The sequence below is a fragment of the Flavobacterium frigidum genome (genome assembly GCF_048286735.1).
GTDB lineage: Bacteria > Bacteroidota > Bacteroidia > Flavobacteriales > Flavobacteriaceae > Flavobacterium.
In genome coordinates this window covers 1-1249 of sequence record NZ_JBLVPU010000051.1, presented here as the reverse complement: position 1 = coordinate 1249, position 1249 = coordinate 1, and the positions used below count along the sequence as shown (strand labels likewise).

Annotated in this window: 1 protein-coding gene and 1 pseudogene; both read left to right on the top strand. The window is 31.0% G+C overall.

The window, feature by feature from the left end:
• A pseudogene (locus ACNQGO_RS15380) lies at nt 1-335 on the top strand (hypothetical protein); the annotation flags it as partial.
• 14 nt (nt 336-349) lie between these two features.
• On the top strand, nt 350-1201 hold the full coding sequence (locus ACNQGO_RS15375) for an IS3 family transposase (RefSeq protein ID WP_417985818.1): 852 nt from the start codon (nt 350-352) through the stop codon (nt 1199-1201).
• Nucleotides 1202-1249: the final 48 nt, after the last annotated feature.

Genomic DNA, 1249 nt, shown 5'->3' with positions numbered 1-1249 from the left:
TTACAGTTACAGAATCCACAAAGACTTATGGCATTCAAAATAGATCAACTGTTGTTAAATGGCTTAGAAAATTCGGTAACTTTGATTGGGAAAACCAAACACCATTTACTATGTCAAAGTCGCCAGAACAAAAGATAATGGAACTTGAAGCCAAAGTAAAACTTCTAGAGAAACAGAAGTCTTTTTTGGAACGACAGGCCTTTGTTGCAGATAAAAAAGCAATCATTTTTGATATGATGATTGATATTGCTGAAGAAGAATATAAAATTGACATACGAAAAAACTCTCCACCCGAACAATCGACCATTTTACACAAGAAGAACAACAAACAATAATGTTCGCCTGTAATTTGTTCGGGATAGACAGACAGGTTTATTATCGAAGGATTAAAAGAAAAATAAATAAGGAAGCCAAAGCAATTGAAGTAGTTTTAATGATTCATCAAGTTAGGCAATCAATGCCTAGACTTGGTGGTAAGAAATCATATCACATATTAATGGATGATCTTAAATCAATGAAAATTGGAAGAGATAAATTATTTGATATACTCAGAGCTAATCATTTATTGATACAGCCAAAGCGTTGTTATCACGTAACCACTAATTCTCATCATCGATTTAGAAAACATAAAAACCTAATTCTTGATTTAGAAATAAATAGGCCTAATCAAGTTTGGGTATCAGACATAACATACATCGGAAAACGAGAAAAACCATGTTATTTAAGCATTGTTACAGATGCATATTCTAAGAAAATTATGGGGTATTACGTTGCTGACAACATGAATACAGAGAGCAGTGTTAAGGCTCTCAATATGGCTATAAAACAAAGAAAGGGTAAAGAAATACCATTGATTCATCATTCAGACAGAGGATTACAATATTGTGCGAATGATTACCAAAACACACTAAATAAAAACGGAATACTACCAAGTATGACACAAAACTCTGACCCATATGAAAATGCAGTAGCGGAAAGAATAAATGGAATATTAAAACAGGAATTCATGATTGATAAATACAACCTAGATTTAAAAATCATGAAACAAATTGTAAAAGAATCAATCAGTATATACAATGAATTAAGACCTCATTATTCTAATTTCATGCTGACTCCAAACAAAATGCATATACAAAGTCAAATTAAAATGAGGACATATAAAACAAAAAACACTTGCAAAAACGTTTTTGCAAGTGTTTAATTAAATATTTTTATCTAATAATCTGTATCGGTTATTCAGGACAAGACA